The 17,347-nt window shown below is 63.9% G+C and carries 17 protein-coding genes; 7 read left to right on the forward strand and 10 right to left on the reverse strand.

Annotation, left to right across the window (positions count from 1 at the left end; translation table 11 throughout):
- Positions 1 to 7 precede the first annotated feature (7 nt).
- From G5C33_RS13050 to G5C33_RS13065, 4 genes are all read right to left on the reverse strand, one after another.
- Positions 8 to 442 (reverse strand): MerR family transcriptional regulator, encoded by a 435-nt coding sequence (locus G5C33_RS13050; protein ID WP_165327619.1) that lies wholly within the window; start codon positions 440 to 442, stop codon positions 8 to 10.
- Between the two features lie 32 nt (positions 443 to 474).
- Positions 475 to 993 carry a hypothetical protein gene (locus G5C33_RS13055; RefSeq protein ID WP_165327620.1) on the reverse strand — a complete coding sequence of 173 codons (519 nt, stop codon included), beginning with the start codon at positions 991 to 993 and terminating at the stop codon, positions 475 to 477.
- Entirely contained in the window at positions 990 to 1,352 is a 363-nt protein-coding gene (hisI, locus tag G5C33_RS13060) for a phosphoribosyl-AMP cyclohydrolase (protein WP_165327621.1), read from the reverse strand. The genes G5C33_RS13055 and hisI overlap by 4 nt, the downstream gene beginning before the upstream one ends.
- 175 nt (positions 1,353 to 1,527) lie before the next feature.
- Complete coding sequence (locus G5C33_RS13065) at positions 1,528 to 1,779, reverse strand: DUF7218 family protein (RefSeq protein ID WP_165327622.1); 252 nt, start codon at positions 1,777 to 1,779, stop codon at positions 1,528 to 1,530.
- A gap of 123 nt (positions 1,780 to 1,902) precedes the next feature.
- Between G5C33_RS13065 and purF the strand changes: the two genes are divergently transcribed.
- Positions 1,903 to 3,375 carry an amidophosphoribosyltransferase gene (gene purF, locus G5C33_RS13070; RefSeq protein WP_165327623.1) on the forward strand — a complete coding sequence of 491 codons (1,473 nt, stop codon included), beginning with the start codon at positions 1,903 to 1,905 and terminating at the stop codon, positions 3,373 to 3,375.
- 19 nt (positions 3,376 to 3,394) lie between these two features.
- Entirely contained in the window at positions 3,395 to 4,105 is a 711-nt protein-coding gene (locus tag G5C33_RS13075) for an SDR family NAD(P)-dependent oxidoreductase (RefSeq protein ID WP_165327624.1), read from the forward strand.
- Between the two features lie 330 nt (positions 4,106 to 4,435).
- Here G5C33_RS13075 and G5C33_RS13080 read toward each other — a convergent pair whose 3' ends face one another.
- The 6 genes from G5C33_RS13080 to G5C33_RS13105 form a co-directional block, all read right to left on the reverse strand.
- The gene (locus G5C33_RS13080; RefSeq protein WP_165327625.1) at positions 4,436 to 5,815 is read right to left on the reverse strand and encodes a cryptochrome/photolyase family protein; all 1,380 of its coding nucleotides are present in this window, start codon (positions 5,813 to 5,815) and stop codon (positions 4,436 to 4,438) included.
- 101 nt (positions 5,816 to 5,916) lie between these two features.
- On the reverse strand, positions 5,917 to 7,077 hold the full coding sequence (locus tag G5C33_RS13085) for an acyltransferase family protein (RefSeq protein WP_165327626.1): 1,161 nt from the start codon (positions 7,075 to 7,077) through the stop codon (positions 5,917 to 5,919).
- Positions 7,078 to 7,105: 28 nt separating this feature from the next.
- Positions 7,106 to 8,152 carry a 2-oxoacid:ferredoxin oxidoreductase subunit beta gene (locus G5C33_RS13090; RefSeq protein WP_165327627.1) on the reverse strand — a complete coding sequence of 349 codons (1,047 nt, stop codon included), beginning with the start codon at positions 8,150 to 8,152 and terminating at the stop codon, positions 7,106 to 7,108.
- Positions 8,153 to 8,252: 100 nt separating this feature from the next.
- Entirely contained in the window at positions 8,253 to 10,127 is a 1,875-nt protein-coding gene (locus tag G5C33_RS13095) for a 2-oxoacid:acceptor oxidoreductase subunit alpha (protein WP_165327628.1), read from the reverse strand.
- Positions 10,128 to 10,145: 18 nt separating this feature from the next.
- Entirely contained in the window at positions 10,146 to 11,120 is a 975-nt protein-coding gene (locus G5C33_RS13100) for a histone deacetylase family protein (protein WP_165328858.1), read from the reverse strand.
- Between the two features lie 113 nt (positions 11,121 to 11,233).
- Positions 11,234 to 12,280 (reverse strand): cupin-like domain-containing protein, encoded by a 1,047-nt coding sequence (locus G5C33_RS13105; RefSeq protein WP_165327629.1) that lies wholly within the window; start codon positions 12,278 to 12,280, stop codon positions 11,234 to 11,236.
- 87 nt (positions 12,281 to 12,367) lie between these two features.
- Between G5C33_RS13105 and G5C33_RS13110 the strand changes: the two genes are divergently transcribed.
- The 5 genes from G5C33_RS13110 to G5C33_RS13130 are packed head-to-tail and all read left to right on the forward strand — an operon-like array spanning position 12,368 to position 17,320.
- A complete protein-coding gene (locus G5C33_RS13110) occupies positions 12,368 to 12,865 on the forward strand; it encodes an RNA pyrophosphohydrolase (protein ID WP_165327630.1) in 498 nt (165 codons plus the stop codon).
- A 43-nt stretch (positions 12,866 to 12,908) separates the two neighbouring features.
- Positions 12,909 to 13,802: a DUF481 domain-containing protein gene (locus G5C33_RS13115; RefSeq protein ID WP_228275063.1), complete on the forward strand. Its 894-nt coding sequence runs from the start codon at positions 12,909 to 12,911 to the stop codon at positions 13,800 to 13,802.
- 47 nt (positions 13,803 to 13,849) lie between these two features.
- A complete protein-coding gene (locus tag G5C33_RS13120) occupies positions 13,850 to 15,058 on the forward strand; it encodes a hydrolase (protein ID WP_165327631.1) in 1,209 nt (402 codons plus the stop codon).
- Entirely contained in the window at positions 15,055 to 16,065 is a 1,011-nt protein-coding gene (locus G5C33_RS13125) for an arginine N-succinyltransferase (protein ID WP_165327632.1), read from the forward strand. Before G5C33_RS13120 ends, G5C33_RS13125 begins: the two co-directional genes overlap by 4 nt.
- A complete protein-coding gene (locus G5C33_RS13130) occupies positions 16,052 to 17,320 on the forward strand; it encodes an N-succinylarginine dihydrolase (protein WP_165327633.1) in 1,269 nt (422 codons plus the stop codon). Before G5C33_RS13125 ends, G5C33_RS13130 begins: the two co-directional genes overlap by 14 nt.
- Positions 17,321 to 17,347: the final 27 nt, after the last annotated feature.

Here is a 17,347-nt window from a genome sequence, read left to right on the forward strand (position 1 = left end):
CTCTTCCTCAGTTGTTATTGCTGTCGTCGTCGACGCTTTCGAGCAGGTCGACAAATTGCTGGAGCTCGGCGATCGACGCCTCGATATCGTCCTTCTGTTGCGCGAGCAGGTCGATCCGTTCCCTGCAACGATCGAGCGTGACCTTTCGCTGCACGCGGCGGCCGTCGTCGACATCGTAGAGGTCGATCATCTCGCGGATTTCGGCGAGGCTGAAACCGACGCGCTTGCCGCGCAGTATCCAGGCGAGCCGGGCGCGATCGCGCTGCGAATAGACGCGCTGGGTGCCGCGCCGCTCGGGGCCGATCAGCCCTTCGTCTTCATAAAAGCGCAGCGCGCGCGGCGTGACGTCGAATTCGGCGCACATATCCGAGATCGAGAATTCGTCGCGATCGGTGTGCGGCAGAACCGGCTGCGGTTCGAAACGGGAAACGGCCTTGTTCATGGCCGCTCATCTAGTTTCCCTTTACGTCAACGTCAACCGTCAGTTGCACATAGCAACCGACCCTTGGGGTCGCGGACCGATGCCGCCTCTGTTTCCGATTCGCTGAGCAGCGCAGGGGCGAACCCCGCAAAGGACGCGCGGCCCGAGCACAATGCCTCGCAACCATCCGGCACCTGCCCCGGAAAATGGATCCGGTTGCCGTCGAAACGCGCATCGAAGCCACATTCGGCTTTGTCGCCGAGTTCGACATGCATCGTCTCCCCCACCCGACTGACGGTGCCCGACGCCGAACAGGTGATGCCGTCGCCATAATCGACAAAGGCGCCGATCTTGTAGCCGACGCCTTCGTGCACGATGCACAGCCGATCGGTATCGCGCGAATAGAGCCCGGCAATTTCGGTATTGGCGGGATCGCGCACCATCCCGCGTTCGATCGCGGCGGTTTCGAGGTCGAGCGGCGGCAGCAGGTTCCGGCCCTCTTCCGCTGCCGGTTCGTCCCCGCCCGAACAGGCGGCAAGGAGCAGCACGACCGCAAGCGCGGCGCGCTTCATATCCGCTCCAGCGCGCCGTTGGCGGCAATGCGGCGATAGAAGCAGCTCGGCGCGCCGGTATGGCAGGCAGGCCCGGCCGGATCGGCGATCACCCAAAGCGCGTCCTGATCGCAATCGATACGGATTTCCCGGACGCGCAGGACATTGCCCGAGCTTTCACCCTTCTTCCAGAGCCTCTCCCGGCTGCGGGACCAGAAAGTCGCCTCGCCGGTTTGTCGAGTCGCGGCGAGCGCCTCGGCGTTCATGTGCGCGACCATCAGCAGCGCGCCGTTCGCCGCATCGGTGACGACGGCGGTCACCAGCCCTGCGGCGTCATATTTGGGGTCGAGCAGAGTGCCCGTTTCGCGATCACTGTCCATGCGGGGAGGCTTAGCGCAATTCAGCCGTCAGGTTGAATGCGAATCCGTACACCAAACTCCGTTTGCGCTGAGCTTGTCGAAGCGCCGTTCTGCCATTTCCGACGCCGGCGGGGAGAAGGACGGGACTTCGACAAGCTCAGCCCCAACGGAATTTGGGTGAAGCCGGGGCCTCCCCTCAATGATTGCGTATCGCTTCGATCAGCTCATCCTTATTCATCTCCGAGCGCCCCTCGATGCCGATCTCCTGTGCCTCATCGTAGAGTTCGTCCTTGGTCCGCTCCTCAAGCTTGCGCCCGCCGGTCTCGTTCACGCTGTCATTCGCCTGCGCATTGGCGATTCGCGCGGCCTTCTCTTTCGAGGCGCCCTGGTCGCGCAGCGCTTCGTACGTGTCGTCGTTCTTGACCTGCTTGCCGTGGTCCTGTGCCATAACCGGTCTCCTTTCCCCCTGGAAAACCGACGAAAAGCCCGAGAGTTCACCTTTCTATTACAAAAGGGCGACAAAGCGGCCCCGAGCGCCTATATGGCCCCGCGTAGACCGGTTGAGGGACCGATGCTGACCACCAATCCGTTTGATGACGACAAGCTGCGCGAAGAGTGCGGCATCTTCGGCGCGTCGGGCGTCGACGGCGCCGCGGCGCTCGTGGCGCTGGGGTTGCACGCGCTGCAGCACCGGGGGCAGGAAGCCGCCGGTATCACCAGTTTCGATGGCGATCATTTCCATACGCATCGCGCGATGGGGCTCGTCGGGGAGACCTTCAGCCAGCAGAATGAGGAAGCGATTCGCGCGCTGCCCGGTTCGGTCGCCTGCGGCCATGTCCGCTATGCGACGACGGGCGAGACGGCGCTGCGCAACGTCCAGCCGCTGTTCGCCGAGCTGAGCGAGGGCGGATTCGCGATCGCGCATAACGGCAATATCTCCAACGCGCTGCGGCTGCGGCAGGAGCTGGTGCGCACCGGATCGATCTTCCAGTCGACCAGCGACACCGAAACGATCATCCACCTCACCGCGCGGTCGAATTACGATCAGCTGCTCTACAAGTTCATCGATGCGTTGAAGCGCGTCGAGGGTGCCTATTCGCTCGTCTGCGTGACGCGCGAGGGCATGATCGCCTGCCGCGATCCGCTCGGCATCCGCCCGCTGGTGCTCGGCCGCCGTGGCGACGCGGTGATCGTCGCGTCGGAAACCGTCGCGCTCGACGTCGCCGGCGCGGAGTTCATCCGCGAAATCGAGCCGGGCGAGCTGATCGTGGTGAAGGGCACCGAGATCGAATCGCATCGCCCCTTCCCGCCCCGCGCGCCGCGCCCGTGCATCTTCGAATATGTCTATTTCTCGCGCCCCGATTCGCGCGCCGTATCAGCGGGCCGCTCGGTCTATGCCGTGCGCAAGGCGATCGGCGCGCAGCTGGCGATGGAAGCACCGGTCGAGGCCGACATCGTCATCCCCGTCCCCGATTCGGGCACGCCCGCGGCGATCGGCTATGCGCAGGAATCGGGCATTCCCTTCGAGCTGGGCATCATCCGCTCGCACTATATGGGCCGCACCTTCATCCAGCCGACCGACGAGATCCGGCACGAAGGGGTGCGGCTGAAGCACAATGCCAATCGCGATATCGTGGCGGGCAAGCGCATCGTGCTGATCGACGATTCGATCGTGCGCGGCACCACCAGCCACAAGATCGTGCAGATGATGCGCGACGCGGGCGCGACCGAAGTGCATATGCGCATCGCCAGCCCGCCGACCAAGAATCCCTGCTTCTACGGCGTCGACACCCCCGAAAAGGCCAAGCTGCTCGCCGCGAACAAGTCGCTCGAGCAGATGACCGACCATATCAAGGCGGATAGCCTGGCGTTCATTTCGATGGACGGCCTGTACAAGGCGCTGGGCGAGGCGGCGCGGGGCGAGGAGCCGAGCCATTGCGACGCCTGTTTCTCGGGCGAATATCCGACCACGCTGACCGATCAGCGTGACCGCGAAACCGCCGATCAGCTTGCGCTGCTCGAGGAAACCGAAGCAGCCGAATAAGCGCGTTCCCGGAGCAAGAATGACCGACAAGCCTCTTTCGAACCAGGTGGCGCTCGTCACCGGTGCCAGCCGCGGTATCGGCGCGGCGACCGCCAAGGCGCTGGGTGCGCAGGGCGCGCATGTGATCCTCACCGCGCGAACCGCCGATGCGCTGGAAGAAGTCGAAGAGGCGATCCACGAGGCGGGCGGCAGCGCCACGATCGCACCGATGGACCTGGCGGAGAATGAAAGCGTCGCGCGGCTGGCCGCGGCGATCGGGGAACGCTGGCCGGCGATCGACACGTTGGTGCTCAACGCCGCCGCGCTTGGCACGCTTGGCCCGGTGACGGCGATGGATTTCGCCGAACTGGCCAAGGTGCTGACGCTCAACGTTAGCGCGCAGGCGGCGATGCTGCAGGCATTCGATCCGCTGCTGCGCAAGGCGGCAGCGGGCAAGGTGATCGGCGTGACTTCGAGCGTCGGGCGCAATCCGCGCGCCTATTGGGGCATGTACGGCGCCAGCAAGGCCGCGTTCGACAATCTGCTGCTCAGCTATGGCGAGGAGGTGCGCAACCTGACCAAGGTCCGCGTCGCGATCCTCGATCCCGGCGCCACCAGGACGAAAATGCGCGCGCGCGCGTTTCCGGGCGAGGATCCGGCGACGCTCAAGGGGCCGGAAGTGGTTGCCGACACGATCGCGAGGCTGGCGGTTGCCGGTTTCGAGGCCGGGCATTTCGAGCGCGTGGGCTGAACGCTCTGCGTATCGGATAGCCGTCGCCCCTGCGCAGGCAGGGACCCATGTCTGTAGCGCCCTGCCCAGACGCAGACACACAACACACAGACCGCCCGACATGTGTCAGGCGATCCACGAACTATCGACAGCCATAGGCTCCTGCCTGCGCAGGAGCGACGGGCTATTTTCCGTTTCCATCCCCACAACCCCCGTTTGCCCTGAGCTTGTCGAATCCTGTCCCGAGCGACAGCCGCAGGCTGGCAGTCGAGGGGAGCTGTTCTTCTTCCGCCCGACCCAAGAAGAAGAACGGTGCTTCGACAAGCTCAGCACCAACGGAATGCGTGAGGCTCAGATTTCCTTCACCGCCGCCAGCGCGCGTTCGCGCGCCTCGCGATGGCCGATCAGCTTGCGCGGATAGTCCTTCGGACGACAGCCATGCGCCTCGGGGTCATGGACATAGGGATCGGAAAGCCCGGCGAGTTCGGGCACCCATTCGCGGATATAGTCCCCCGCATCGAATTTCTCCGACTGCGTCAGCGGCGCCATGATCCGCACGAACATGTTCGAATCGACGCCGGTCCCGGCGACCCACTGCCAGTTGGTCGCGTTGCTCGCATAGTCGGCATCGACCAGCGTGTCCCAGAACCATTGCTCGCCTTCGCGCCAGTCGATCAGCAGATGCTTGATCAGGAAACTCGCCGCGATCATGCGGACGCGATTGTGCATCCAGCCGGTCGCCCATAATTGCCGCATCCCCGCATCGACGATCGGATAGCCGGTGCGGCCCATCGTCCAGGCATCGAATTCGTCACGGACGGTGGCGGAGCGGAAATCGCGCCATTCCATCGCGTCGAACTGATCGCGTGCGTTCTTCGCGCCATATTCGGGGAATTGCAGGATGACGTTCTGCGCATAGTCGCGCCAGCCAATCTCGCCGAGGAATGTGCCGACCGATCCGCCGACGCTCGAAGTGCGATGCCAGACATAGGCGGGCGATACTTCGCCGAAATGCAGATGCGGCGAGAGACGTGAGGTGCCTTCGACGCCGGGCAGATTGCGTGTGCTTTCGTAGCGCGCTGCTTCTTGGACAAAGGCGTCCACGCGCTTGCGTGCCCCCGCTCCGCCCGGCTCCCATTCGGCTTCGAACCCCTTGGCCCAGTTCGGCTTGGTGGGGAGCAGGCCCCAATCGTCGAGATCGTCCGATTTCGGCCAGTCCGACGGCACTGGAATGTCGCGCGGGCGGTTGGCGGGCTCGCGCGGCGGCATATCGTCCTTCAACGAGCGCCAGAAGGGCGTGTAGATTTTGTACGGCGTGCCGCTGCCTGTCGTCACGGAGCCCGGCGGGGCGAGATAATTGCCATGATGGCAGACGAGATCGAGCTTGTCCGCCACCGCGCGCTCGGCATTGCGCCACCAGGGCTCGTAATGGCGGATGCAATGGACGCGCCCTGCCCCGCTCTCCTCGGCGATCTGCGCCAGCACTTCATCCGACTTGCCGCGCCGCAGGATCAGCCGCGATCCCTTTTCGCGCAGGCTGGCGTCGAGACTCTGAAGGCTGTGATGCAGCCACCAGCGCGAGGCGCCGCCCATCCTGCGATGCCTCGGAGTCTCGTCGTCAAGGACATAGACCGGGATCACCGGCCCCTCCTTCGCGGCGGCAACGAGCGCGGCCTGATCAGAGAGCCGCAGATCGCGGCGGAACCAGAGGATGGTCGTACCTTGTGACATGAATATCGCAGACCGTTGGCAGGAACACTGCCAAAGCAGCACCCCTGCTATTGTTCCGATTGCAACCGGAATTTACGCCGCACCGGCAAGCAGCGACGGGCTCAGCGCTCGAGTTGAAGCTCGGTTTCGGAATTGCGCGGGTCGCCGGGTTGATGACGCTGTTTTTGCCGATGTTCGGGAGCCAGGGGCGGCCCGCCCCACCAATACCGCAACGTGGCACTGCGCGCGCATATCTCCCAAAATGCGAAGGACAACAGGAGTGTCCCGAACAACACTACCGAAAACATGGCCCAGGGGTTCAAACTTGTCGACTGAAGCAGCCAGACCAAGAGCTGCACGATCAGCAGGTGAATAATGTATACCGTGAATGAAGCGTCCACGAGATACCGTACCCATCGTCGATCTACTGAAAACCAGCGATATGCTGCTCCGAGGAACACCTGAATCACGAAAAATGTAGTGAGGCACCTCACCACCGGAATCAGCTGCGATGGCAGAAACGCTGGCAACTTGAGCGAGAGAAACATCATTGTCCCGCCGATTACAAAGCTGAACCACGACCATTCCCGATATCGCTCGTCCAGTACTGGCACGCACCAAAGTCCGATGCCCATCGCAAAGAACGGCGCATAATGTAACGCGAAGCTGACTGCCAAACGACTGGAACGAAGTTCAGGAAGCGCCTGATCCAGTTCAGCCACCAACATTTCCCAGAGAAAAACGGCAAGGAATATACCGAAGAAGATCAATCCCATTTTCCAGGAACCTGCATTCTTCAGTGCGCTCGCCTTCTTGGATGGCCTCCCCAGCAACAAACACGCCGCTGCTGCGGCCACCGTGAAATAGATGAGGTCAAGCAAGAACCATAAATGGCCAGTGGCGTAGAGTCGCGGTTCAGCAATCGCTGACCACCAGGCGGGAAAAAGAGGTTCCGCCTCCCCCTGTCGCAAAACGTCGACCAACCTGCGCAGCGGGATCACGAGCAGCAACCCAGTCGCAAGCGGCGGAAGAAGACGCTGGGAGCGTTTCAGCAGGAACGCCCTAGCCGACATTCGCGACAACAGCATTGCGGAGAAATAGCCCGCAATCAGAAAGAATCCTTGCATGCGAAACAGCTGGATCGACCCGGGAATCAGGTTGAAAACGAATGGAAATTCGTCGCTGGAATAAAGCGTGCTGACATTTCCCACAGTATGTAGAGGAATGCCCATCAGCATGAAAATGGCGCGCACAGCGTCCAGATCATGCTGTCGTTGCTTCATCCATGCCCCTCCCAAGCGCTGTCGCAGCCTATTCTATACGCGGCTGCTTCTCCACCATCCAGGTCTGCCCCTGCGCGACCAGTTTCTGCAGGTCGGGCGTCTTGCCCGCCGAGGCCTTGGCGTTCTGGTCGATCACTGCGCTGTCGAAGGTCGCGGCGGGGTCGTCGTAGATCACGCCGAGCGCCATCGGAAAATCGCCGAACGGCATTTCGACGAGCAGATGCGCTATCATCCGGTTGGTCTGGTCGTGGACGAGCACGCCCGCGGCTTCCCAGTCATCGCCTTCGACATCGACGACCTTGAGGCTGATCGTCCCGGGATCGAGCGCGATGCCCTTCACGCCACCGCTCTTTTCCGAACCGAACAGCAGCGGCTTGCCATGCTCGACCCAGAGCTGAGTGTTGGCGGCATTGGCCTTGGCGACGAAGGGATCGAAGACATCGGCGTTATAGACGATGCAGTTCTGGAAAATCTCGATGAACGCCGCGCCCTGATGCGCATGCGCGGCCTTGAGCACCTCGGGCAGCTTCTTGTGCACGTCGATCCCGCGCGCGATGAACCGCGCGCCGCTGCCGAGCGCGAAGGCGCAGGGCTTGGCGGGGTGATCGACCGAACCGAACGGCGTCGAGGGCGAGCGCGTGCCTTCGCGGCTGGTGGGCGAATATTGCCCCTTGGTGAGGCCGTAAATCTCGTTGTTGAACAGCATCACCTGACAATTCAGGTTCCGCCGCAGCAAGTGCATCGTGTGGTTGCCGCCGATCGACAGCCCATCGCCGTCGCCGGTGATGATCCACACGTCGAGATCGGGATTGGCGAGCTTGACCCCCGTCGCCACCGCCGGCGCGCGGCCGTGGATCGTGTGGAAGCCATAGGTTTCCATATAATAGGGAAAACGCGACGAGCAGCCGATGCCGCTGACGAACACCGTGTTCTCCGGCGTCCCGCCGATTTCGGGCATGGTGCGCTGCACCGCCTTCAGGATCGCATAGTCGCCGCAACCCGGGCACCAGCGGACTTCCTGATCGGTTTCCCAATCCTTGGGGCTGCTCTTCTTGATCGGCGTCTGGTCGTTCATAGTCTTCTTCTTCCGTTCGTCCCGAGCGAAGTCGAGGGACGTGGTCCGCATCTGCCCGTGTCTCGACTTCGCTCGACACGAACGGCGGGTGCTTGGAGGATTAGTGCATGGCTTCCTCGATCGCCGCCTGAATCTCGGCGATCTGGAAGGGCTGGCCGCTGACCTTGTTGAGCGGCTGCGCATCGATCAGATACTGGTCGCGCAGCAGCGTCTTGAGCTGGCCGGTGTTCATTTCCGGCACCAGCACCTTGTCGAAGCTCTTGAGCAGCTCGCCCAGATTCTTCGGCGTCGGCCAGATGTGGCGGATATGGATATGCGAGACGTCGAGCCCCTTGGCGCGGGCACGGCGGACCGCCTGATAGATCGGCCCGTAGGTCGAGCCCCAGCCGACCACCGCGAGCTTGCCGCCCGCTTCGCCGAGCGCCAGATCCTGATCGGGCACGTCGATCCCGGCGATCTTGTCGCGGCGAATATCGGTCATCGCCTGATGGTTCGACGGGGCATAGTCGATATTGCCGGTGCCCTGCTGCTTCTCGATGCCGCCGATGCGGTGAAGCAGGCCGGGCGTGCCGGGCTTGACCCAGGGCCGCGCGAGCTTGTTGTCGCGGGCATAGGGCTCGAACTTCTCGCCCTCGGCCGGCGCTTCTTCGCGGAATTGCACCGGGAAGGGCGCATAGTCGCTCATGTCCGGCACCTTCCACGGCTCGGCCGCGTTCTGGAGATAGCCGTCGGTGAGCAGCATGACCGGGGTCATGTACTGGGTGGCGATCCGCACCGCCTCGATCGCGCAGTCGAAGCAGTCGGCGGCCGAGCGCGCGGCGATCACCGGCACCGGCGCGTCGCCGTTGCGGCCATACACTGCCTGATAGAGGTCCGACTGTTCGGTCTTGGTCGGCAGGCCCGTGGAAGGGCCGCCGCGCTGCGCGTTGACCACGACAAGCGGCAGCTCGGTCATGATCGCGAGCCCGATCGCCTCGGTCTTCAATGCGATGCCCGGCCCCGAGGAGCAGGTAACGCCCAGCGATCCGGCATAGGACGAGCCGAGCGCCGAAGCGACCGCGGCGATTTCATCCTCCGCCTGGAAGGTCGTGACGCCATATTCCTTGAAGCGCGACAGATTGTGCAGGATCGCGCTGGCCGGCGTGATCGGATAGCCACCGAAGAACATCTTGAGGTCGGCAAGCTGCGCGCCCGCGACCAGCCCCAGCGAAATCGATTCCGCCCCGGTGACGGTGCGATAGAGGCCCGGCTCGGCAGGCGCCGCAGGAACGTGAAGCCGCCCCACCTGCCCGCCGATCTCGGCGGTTTCGCCATAGGCATGGCCCGCGTTCAATGCGGCGATATTGGCCTCGGCCAGCTCGGGCGCCTTGGCGAATTTCGCCTTGAGCCAGTCGACGATCGGCTGGCGATCGCGATCAAACATCCAGAGCGCGAGCCCGAGCGTCCACATATTCTTGCAGCGCAGCGAGTCCTTGTTGCTCAGGCCGAAGGGCTTCACCGCCTCGACCGTAAGCGCCGAGATATCGAGCTTCATCAGCCGCCATTTGGCGAGGCTGTCATCCTCGAGCGGATTGGCGTCATACTTCGCCTTGGCGAGATTGCGGTCGCCGAATTCGCCTTCGTCGGCGATGATCAGGCCGCCGGGCTTCAAATGCTCGACATTCACCTTGAGCGCCGCCGGGTTCATCGCGATCAACACGTCGGGCGCGTCGCCTGCCGTGTTGATTTCGTTCGAACCGAAATTGATCTGAAAGGCGGAGACGCCGAACAGCGTGCCCTGCGGCGCGCGGATTTCGGCGGGAAAGTCCGGGAAGGTCGCCAGATCATTGCCCGCCAGCGCGGTCGAGAGGGTGAACTGCCCCCCGGTAAGCTGCATGCCGTCGCCGCTGTCACCGGCGAAACGCACGACGACCGCTTCGGGCGGCGGGTTGGCGGACGCCTCTTCCGGCGTCTGGATATGGGCGGCAGTTGCCATCTAAACTTCCTGCGAACTCTATTGCGTGGCGGGCGCTCTACGCCTCTCGCCGTCAAACCCCAAGGTAGAAAAACCCCGGACCGATGCAATGTCGGCTTGGGCATAACCTGTCCCGAGCGCGAGAATCGAAGTCACGTGGCGGCGCGAAACCTCCATCGCGTCAACGCCATATCCGCCTCCCAGCACACTGGCGAGCGGAAGCCCGCGCGCGGCGGCAAACTGCCCGATCCAGTGGTCGCGCGCGATCAATCCGTCGCGCGTCAGCGAGAGCCGCCCTAGGCGATCCTCGGCGAAGGGGTCGACACCCGCCTGATAGAGGATCATCGCCGGAGCGAAGCTGTCGACCAGTGGAGTCAGTGTTTCGCGAAGCGTTGCGAGATAGGCCGCGTCACCGGTGCCGTCCGCCAGCGGCACGTCCAGCGTCGAGCGCGCCTTGCGGGCGGGGAAGTTCTTTTCGGCATGGATCGAATAAGTCGCGATGTCGTGCCGCCCGGCGAGCAGCGACGCGGTTCCGTCGCCCTGATGGACATCGCAATCGACGATCAGGATGCGCGGGACGCTCCCCTCCTCCGCCAGCCTCACCGCGGCGATCGCCAGATCGTTGAAGATGCAGAAGCCCGCGCCGGTATCGGCGAGCGCATGGTGGCTGCCGCCCGCCGTGTTGGCGGCAAAGCCGTGTTCAAGCGCGAGTTTGGCCGCCAGCCAGGTGCCTCCCGGCACGATCCGCGCGCGGCTCGCCACCGGCGGCGTAACAGGAAAGCCGATCCGCCGCGTCTTGTGCAGCGGCACGCGCGTTTCGAGAATCTCGGCGACATATTCGGGGTCATGCACCGCTTCGAGCCACTGTGTCGGCATAGCTTCCGGCTCATGCCAGACAAGCTCGGCACCGGCATCCCGCAGCAAGTCGCGCACCAGCCCGTTCTTGTTCCACTGATAGGTGGAACGCGCCGGCGCGGGCGCGACATATTCGGGGTGGTGGACGATGGGGATCATCATCGGATGGTCACCCTCACCCTTCGCTGCCTGCGGCAGCTCTTCCCTCTCCCATCGGGAGAGGGAGGGAGGCGCGTAGCGCCGGAAGGGTGAGGGCGTCCTTCCAAAATCTCTTAAAACGCAACGTAGCTCTTGTAATCGCTGTAGAAATCATTGTCCCATGCGAATTGGGTGAAGGACATGCCGATCGTCTGATCGAGCCCGAGCACGCAATGCCACCAGCCGATCGGAATGAACAACCCATCGCCCGGCCCGAGGGTGCATTCGAGGACCGCCGGACGCTCCTTCGTCGCCGGCCCCGGCAGCAGCTCGTCATGCTGCCAGCGGCTGTAGCAATGGAAATGGTTGCGCATCTTCGGCGTGTCGTGGCTGGCCACCAGATACACTTTCTTGCGACCGACCATCTGGATCAGAAGATTGTTGGTCAGATCGTGATGCCAGGGCGTGATCGTCCCCTTCGGTCCGACCCATATGAATCCGTCGCGCTGCCCGCCCGGGGCGAGAATGCCCGGCAACTCGCCGATATCGGTATAGAAGGCGCGGAAAGTCTCGCGATTCTGCGCACTGTTGTTGGCGGTGATGTAGAAATCATTGGTCGGCTCTTCCGACGCCAGCCGCTCGTACAGTTCGCCGAAAGGGCGCATCGCGCCGTGATCGCGCGTGTTGATTTCGTAGTTCTCGTCGGATTCGCGTCCGGTCTGGACGAACACCTCGCGATTGCCGAGCACGCGGCGGAAATAATCGAGCGACCAGCGCTCGCGCGCTTCCCAGTGATCGAACTGCCCCTGGATCACCACCGGGCGATGGGCGCGATAATAGTCGCGATAGAAGGTCTCGCCATCAACCTTGCCGATGACGGGGATTTCCAGTCCGTGCGGATCGTTGGCGGCCAGGCGCGCATTGTTCTGCAGCACCCATTCCCATTTGCCGATGCGATTACGCAGTTTTTCGGCGGCCTGGAGATAGGGGCTCTTGGCGGCGCGCGCAATTTCCTGCTCGACCAGCGCCAGCGGCAACCCAGCCGAACCGGAGACGCGCTTCGCCAGGTCATCCGGCTCGGCGCCTTCGAGCAGCCGCTCGGCGATCATCTGCCGGAAATCGTCGTTGATCGCGGCGCCGCGCGCCGCCTGCGCCTGTTTGCGCTTGTTTGCCTTGGCCATGTCGCCCGACCTCGATCCTGCTACCCGTCCCGCATGCGAAACACGGCCTATCTACACAGGTGCGGCGCCAAGGACTAGGAGGAGCGCATGATCGATCCCGACACCCTTCCCTATCGCCCCTGCGCCGGCGTAATGCTGGCCAATCGCCAAGGTCTCGTCTTTGTCGGCCAGCGGCTCGATTCTACGCTCGAAGCCTGGCAGATGCCGCAGGGCGGAATCGACCCGGGCGAGGCCCCGCGCGACGCTGCGGTGCGCGAGCTGCGCGAGGAAACCGGTATCGGCTCCCATCTGGTAGAGCCGATCGCCGAAGCGCCCGGCGAACTGCGTTACGACCTGCCCGACGATCTGATCGGCAAGGTGTGGAAGGGCAAATGGCGCGGCCAGCGGCAGCGCTGGTTCCTCTACGGCTTTCTGGGCGGGGACGATGATATCGATATCATGACACCCGAACCCGAGTTCCGCGCCTGGCGCTGGGCCGAGCCGCACCACCTTCCCGAACTGATCGTCGGCTTCAAGCGCGAGATCTACGAGGAGCTCGTCCGCATTTTCGAACGACCGCTGGCACAATGGCGCGATTTGCCCTGAACCTGCCCTTTTCCTGCCCATTGCTCGCGGCTAGGAGTCACTTGTGCGTAAACTGATCCTGCTTGCCGTCCCGCTGCTCCTTGCCAACACCGACGATCCGGTCGTCATCCCGCCCGCCATCAAGGCGATGCTGGAGGCGGCGATGGAGGCCGGCGATGAAAGCGGTGTCGCTACCATCGTCAAATATACCAAGGCCGCGGCACCCGAGAGCGCGGAGGAAGTCGCGCGCATCGCCAATGAATGGAATACCGCGCGGCGGCGCAGCGCCGAGCGCCGGCTGCGCCACTCCGACTTCCTCGACCTGGTGAAGGGCAAGATCGAACTGGCCGGCTATCGCTCGACCGGGAACACCCGCAATATCGGACTGAACGGCTCGATCGGGCTGCGTCGCGAGGGATTTCGCTGGCGTCACAAACTGCGGCTTCAGGCGGACTATCAGGAAAGTCTCGGCGTGACCACGCGGGAGCGTTACCTCGCCGCCTATGAACCCAATTTCAAGATCGACGACCGCGGCTATGTCTATGGCGCCGCGCAATTCGAAAGCGATCGCTTTTCCGGGTTCGACGAACGCTATTCGCTTTCGGCCGGTCTCGGTTACACGCCGATCAAGCAGCCTGGGATGACACTGGAGCTGGAGCTCGGTCCGGCCTTTCGTCAGACTCGTTATACCGACGACACCAGCGAGGGGTATGTGGGCGCGCGCGGTTCGCTCGATTTCCACTGGAAGCTGTCGCCGAGCATCCACTTTCGCCAGAACGCCTCGGCCTATGTCCAGACAGCGAACAGCACGCTTTCGAGCGAGACATCGTTCAGTTTCCGCGTCCTTGGCCCGCTTTCGGCGAAGCTTTCCTACAATCTGCAATATGAAAGCGATCCGGCGTCGAACCGGGAGAGCACCGACACCACCACGCGCGCGGGGCTGGTCGTCGACTTCTGACACCGCGACCGGTTCACCTGCGCGGCGTTTGGCGCTAGATGCCCGGGATGACTGCGCTGTCCTCACAAGAAACCGAAGCCGTCGAACGCTGCGCGGCCTCGCCGATGCTCGAACGCACGCGGCAATGGGTCGCGGTGAACAGCGGCACACGCAACCTGGCCGGGGTCGGCAGGATGGCCGATCTGCTGGCCGACGCCTTTTCATCGCTGCCCGGCGAGATCGCACTCGAGGCGCCGGAGCCGGTGGAAAGCGTAAACAGTGACGGCACTGTCGAAAGCCTCGATCACGGACGCCATTTTCACCTGACCGTGCGCTCCGACGCACCGGTACAGATCCTGCTGACCGGCCATATGGACACGGTGTTCCCTGCCGATCATCCGTTCCAGGAGGAGCGCTGGCTGGACAACGGCCATCTCAACGCGCCTGGCGCCGCGGACATGAAGGGCGGGCTGGCGCTGATGCTCGCCGCACTCGAGGCCGTCGAGCAGAGCCCGGTCGCATCGCGGCTGGGCTATGAAGTGGTGATCAATTCGGATGAAGAAGTCGGCTCCTTTTCCTCCGCGTCGCTGCTGGCGCGAGCGGCGAAGGGCAAGGTCGCTGCGCTCACCTATGAACCGGCGCTGCCCGACGGCACGCTGGCGGGCGCACGCGGCGGAACAGGCAATTTCTCGCTGATCGTCCACGGGCGCAGCGCGCATGCCGGGCGCAATCCCGACGACGGGCGCAACGCCATCGTCGCCGCCGGCGCGCTGGCGGTGCGGCTCTTCGCCATTCGCGGCGAGGGGCTGTCGGTCAATCCGGCGCGGATCGAAGGCGGAGGGCCGAACAACGTCGTTCCCGAACTGGCGGTCCTGAGGATCAATTTCCGGCCAAAGGACGAAGGCGCGATCGCCCGCGCGCAGGCGGCGCTCGACACCGCCGTCGCCGAAGTCGCGACCGAATATGACGTGAAGATCGAATTGCACGGTGGCTTCAATCGCCCGCCCAAACCGATCGACCCGGGTGCCGAAAAGCTGTTCGGGCTGGTCAAGCGGGTCGGCGCCGACCTTGGCCTCGACATTGCGTGGAAAGCCACCGGCGGCGTGTGCGACGGCAACAACATCGCCGCGTGCGGCGTGCCCGTGGTCGACACAATGGGCGCGCGCGGCGGCGCGATCCACTCCTCCGACGAATTTCTCATTCCCGAAAGCCTGAGCGAACGTGCCGCGCTTTCGGCCATCACCATGTTGCGTATCGCCGAACAGGGGCACCCATGACATTCGTAATCCGCGCCGCGCGCGACGAAGACCTGCAAGCGCTGTATGAAATGGCGAAGCTGACCGGCGGGGGATTCACCAACCTGCCGCCCGAGAAGGATGCGCTGCGCGCCAAGCTGGATCGCAGCCATCAGGCGTTCGCACGCACCGATGACAGCATCGCCGACGAGCTGTTCGTGCTGGTGCTGGAAAACGTGGAAACGGGCGAAGTCCGCGGCACCTGCCAGCTGTTCACGCAGGTCGGGCAGAAATGGCCCTTCTACAGCTATCGGCTGGGCATGGTGACCAAGCACAGCCAGGAGCTGAACCGTACCTTCCGCGCGCAGTTGCTCAGCCTTGCCAACGATCTCGAAGGATCGAGCGAAGTCGGCGGGCTGTTCCTGCACCCCAAGGAACGCGCCGGCGGCCTCGGCATGTTGCTCGCGCGCAGCCGCTATCTGTTCATCGCGCGCCACCGCGCGCGTTTCGGCGACCGCATCCTGGCCGAGCTGCGCGGCGTGATCGACGAGGCCGGCGGATCGCCTTTCTGGGACGGTGTCGCCGGGCGCTTTTTCGGGATGAGCTTTCAAGAAGCCGACGAGTTCAATGCGCTGCACGGAAACCAGTTCATCGCCGATCTGATGCCCAAACACCCCATCTACACCGCGATGCTGACCGAAAGCGCGCGCGCGGTGATCGGCCGCCCGCACCCCAATGGCCGCGCGGCGATGCGGATGCTGGAAAATGAAGGCTTCGCCTGGGAAAACTATATCGACATCTTCGACGGCGGACCGACGATGACGGCGCGCACCGATCAGGTGAAATCGATCCGCGAGGCACGCACCGAAACCGTGCGGGCCGTGGGCGAAGCCGGCGAACCCGCGCTGGTGGCGGGCGGGCATCTCGCCGACTTCCGTTGCGTGCTGGGCAAGGTCGCCACCGGTCAGGACGGCTTGCGCATCGACGCGGGCAGTGCCGCCGCGCTCGATATCGGCGAAGGCGGCGAGGTGATCCATGTCGCGCGCTGAAACACGCATCGAAATCAATTTCGACGGGATCATCGGCCCCAGCCACAATTATGCCGGGCTCAGCCCGGGCAATCTCGCCGCAACGAAGAATCGCGGGCTTTCCTCGCATCCGCGCGCCGCGGCATTGCAGGGCATCGCCAAGATGCGCACCAATATCGCGCTGGGGCTGACCCAGGGCATTTTTCTGCCGCAGGCGCGCCCCGACCATCGCTGGCTGGAAAGCCTCGCCACCGGCTTCGCCGACGCCGCACCGCACCTGCAGGCGCAGGCACTGTCGGCTTCTTCGATGTGGGCAGCCAATGCCGCGACCGTCTCCCCCGCCCCAGACGCGGCGGACGGGAAGTGCCACCTGACCGTCGCCAATCTGGTGACGATGCCGCATCGCAGCCACGAATGGCGCGAAACGCTGGCGCAGCTTCGCCTCGCCTTCGCCGATCCGGCCTTTGCGGTGCATCCCCCCGTCCCCGCTCCGTTCGGCGACGAAGGCGCGGCGAACCATATGCGGCTGACTCCCGCGCATGGCGAAGCCGGTGTCGAAGTCTTCGTCTACGGCATTTCGGGCGGCCCCTTCCCCGCCCGCCAGCATGTTGAGGCTAGTGCGGCGGTGGCGCGGCATCACCGGCTCGATCCGGCACGGACGCTGTTCGTCCAGCAATCCGAAGCCGCGATCGCCGCCGGCGCCTTTCACAATGATGTCGTCGCCGTCGCCAATGAGCATGTGCTTTTCGCGCATGAGCTGGCCTTTGCCGACAAGCAACGCTTCTACGCCGATCTGCGCGCCGCGTTTCCAGGGGTGGAGATCATCGAAGTCCCCGCCGCGCGCATCAGCCTGGCCGATGCCATCGCATCCTATCTGTTCAATGCGCAGCTGGTGACGCTCCCCGAAGGCGGGATGGCGCTGATCCTGCCCGGCGAAGCCCGCGAGACTCCCGCCGTATGGGAATGGCTGCAGGAACTGGTGGCGGGCAACGGCCCGATCCGGCGGCTCGAAATCGTCGATGTCCGCCAGTCGATGGCGAATGGCGGCGGCCCCGCGTGCCTGCGGCTGCGCGTCGTTGCCGATCCGGCGCGGATCGACTCGCGTTTCCTGGTCGACAACGACCGGCTCGACGCGATCGCACGGGTGGTCGAACAACATTGGCCCGAGGCGATCCCGCAGGACGAAATCGGCGATCCCGCGCTGATCGCGCATGTCGAAACCGCGCGCAGAGCGCTGCTCGAAACCCTGGATATTGTCGAATTAATTGACAGTTAACCCTAGGTTTTAATGCGAAACGACGCA

Source organism: Sphingosinithalassobacter tenebrarum, assembly GCF_011057975.1.
Lineage (GTDB): Bacteria > Pseudomonadota > Alphaproteobacteria > Sphingomonadales > Sphingomonadaceae > Sphingomonas > Sphingomonas tenebrarum.

Coding starts and splice junctions, on each gene's coding strand:
- G5C33_RS13050 (WP_165327619.1), bottom strand. CDS start 442: ATGAACAAGGCCGTTTCCCGTTTCGAACCGCAGCCGGTTCTGCCGCAC.
- G5C33_RS13055 (WP_165327620.1), bottom strand. CDS start 993: ATGAAGCGCGCCGCGCTTGCGGTCGTGCTGCTCCTTGCCGCCTGTTCG.
- hisI (WP_165327621.1), bottom strand. CDS start 1,352: ATGGACAGTGATCGCGAAACGGGCACTCTGCTCGACCCCAAATATGAC.
- G5C33_RS13065 (WP_165327622.1), bottom strand. CDS start 1,779: ATGGCACAGGACCACGGCAAGCAGGTCAAGAACGACGACACGTACGAA.
- purF (WP_165327623.1), top strand. CDS start 1,903: ATGCTGACCACCAATCCGTTTGATGACGACAAGCTGCGCGAAGAGTGC.
- G5C33_RS13075 (WP_165327624.1), top strand. CDS start 3,395: ATGACCGACAAGCCTCTTTCGAACCAGGTGGCGCTCGTCACCGGTGCC.
- G5C33_RS13080 (WP_165327625.1), bottom strand. CDS start 5,815: ATGTCACAAGGTACGACCATCCTCTGGTTCCGCCGCGATCTGCGGCTC.
- G5C33_RS13085 (WP_165327626.1), bottom strand. CDS start 7,077: ATGAAGCAACGACAGCATGATCTGGACGCTGTGCGCGCCATTTTCATG.
- G5C33_RS13090 (WP_165327627.1), bottom strand. CDS start 8,152: ATGAACGACCAGACGCCGATCAAGAAGAGCAGCCCCAAGGATTGGGAA.
- G5C33_RS13095 (WP_165327628.1), bottom strand. CDS start 10,127: ATGGCAACTGCCGCCCATATCCAGACGCCGGAAGAGGCGTCCGCCAAC.
- G5C33_RS13100 (WP_165328858.1), bottom strand. CDS start 11,120: ATGATCCCCATCGTCCACCACCCCGAATATGTCGCGCCCGCGCCGGCG.
- G5C33_RS13105 (WP_165327629.1), bottom strand. CDS start 12,280: ATGGCCAAGGCAAACAAGCGCAAACAGGCGCAGGCGGCGCGCGGCGCC.
- G5C33_RS13110 (WP_165327630.1), top strand. CDS start 12,368: ATGATCGATCCCGACACCCTTCCCTATCGCCCCTGCGCCGGCGTAATG.
- G5C33_RS13120 (WP_165327631.1), top strand. CDS start 13,850: ATGACTGCGCTGTCCTCACAAGAAACCGAAGCCGTCGAACGCTGCGCG.
- G5C33_RS13125 (WP_165327632.1), top strand. CDS start 15,055: ATGACATTCGTAATCCGCGCCGCGCGCGACGAAGACCTGCAAGCGCTG.
- G5C33_RS13130 (WP_165327633.1), top strand. CDS start 16,052: ATGTCGCGCGCTGAAACACGCATCGAAATCAATTTCGACGGGATCATC.